Source organism: Shewanella litoralis (genome assembly GCF_009828585.1).
In the GTDB taxonomy this organism is placed as follows: domain Bacteria; phylum Pseudomonadota; class Gammaproteobacteria; order Enterobacterales; family Shewanellaceae; genus Shewanella; species Shewanella litoralis.
Window position 1 is genome coordinate 1 of sequence record NZ_WSRZ01000062.1, and the last position, 1,235, is coordinate 1,235.

Here is a 1,235-nt window from a genome sequence, read left to right on the forward strand (position 1 = left end):
TGTACTGGTCAAGCCAAACTGGACACTTTTAGTTGAGAATTTTCAAACTCTACCGGTGACAGATCACCATTAGCTGAATGAAGTCGCTCCAAGTTGTAATATTTCATGTAAGCAGTCACATCTTGCTTCATAAACTCCCTTGTTGGTTGAGCAACTTTAAAAATCCAATCGTGTTTCAAACTACCAAAGAAACGTTCAACGACGGCATTATCCCAACACGCACCCACATCCCCCATACTGGCTCGGATACCATAGCTTGATAACAGCTTACCGAATTGCTTGCTGGTATACTGTGAACCTCGGTCACTGTGAAATACCAGCCCTCTGGCCGGTTGGCGCAGGTTGTAGGCTTTCATTAATGCCTTGGATATCAAATCTGTAGTCATGCGTTTGTCTATGTGCCATCCAACAATCCGGCGTGAATATAAATCCATTACCACCGCCAAATACATCCAGCCTTCACCGGTCTTTAAATAGGTCACGTCACCTGCCCAAACCTCATTAGCTGATACAGGGTTAAAGTTCATGTTTAACAGGTTCTCAGCCACTGCATCTGAGTGTTTTCGCTGTGTCGTCACCTTGTAAGCACGTCGCTGGGTAGCTCTGAGTCGAAGGCGGTGCATAATTTTACGAACGAGATAGCGACCAACCTGGTAGCCTTCCTTGCGCAATTTCTTCACCATTTCACGATTCCCTAAGCTGCCTCGACTTTGCTTAAATAGCTGTCGAACAAGGCGATAAAGCTTTAGTGTTTCAAGGCTTATCACGTTTGCAGGGCGTTTATGCCAATCGTAATAGCCTGACTTACTGACACTCATTACTCGGCATAACAGTGCGATAGGGAACCGGTTAGATTGCTGTTTGATGAAGCGAAATTTTACTTCATTTCTCTCGCAAAGAAGGCGCTTGCCTTTTTTAGTATTTCTTTCTCCATGCGTAATTCTTTATTTTCTCTACGCAATCGTTTCAACTCATCACGCTCAGACTCTTCTAAGGTGATACCTTGTTGCAGGGCTTGGTGTTTTTCCTTCCAGTTGTAAAGCAAGCTAGTGCTAACCCCAAGCGATTTTGCTGCATCAGCAACGCTATATCCTTGCTCTAGCACCATCAAGACGGCTTCATCTTTAAATACCTGCGGATAACTCTTATGTGATTTTTTTAAACTCATATCGACCCCTTAATTTATTGACCATACTGTCTCAAAATTAAGTGTCCGATGGAATTAGACCACTACA

General features: G+C 43.6%; 1 protein-coding gene. It reads right to left on the minus strand.

The window, feature by feature from the left end; all coding sequences use genetic code 11:
• Window positions 1-8: 8 nt before the first annotated feature.
• Window positions 9-1,168 (minus strand): IS3 family transposase gene (locus GQA99_RS20075; RefSeq protein WP_160056987.1). Its coding sequence is split into 2 segments (ribosomal slippage): window positions 9-919 and window positions 919-1,168, totalling 1,161 coding nucleotides; the frame shifts between segments, so codons are not numbered across the junction.
• Window positions 1,169-1,235: the final 67 nt, after the last annotated feature.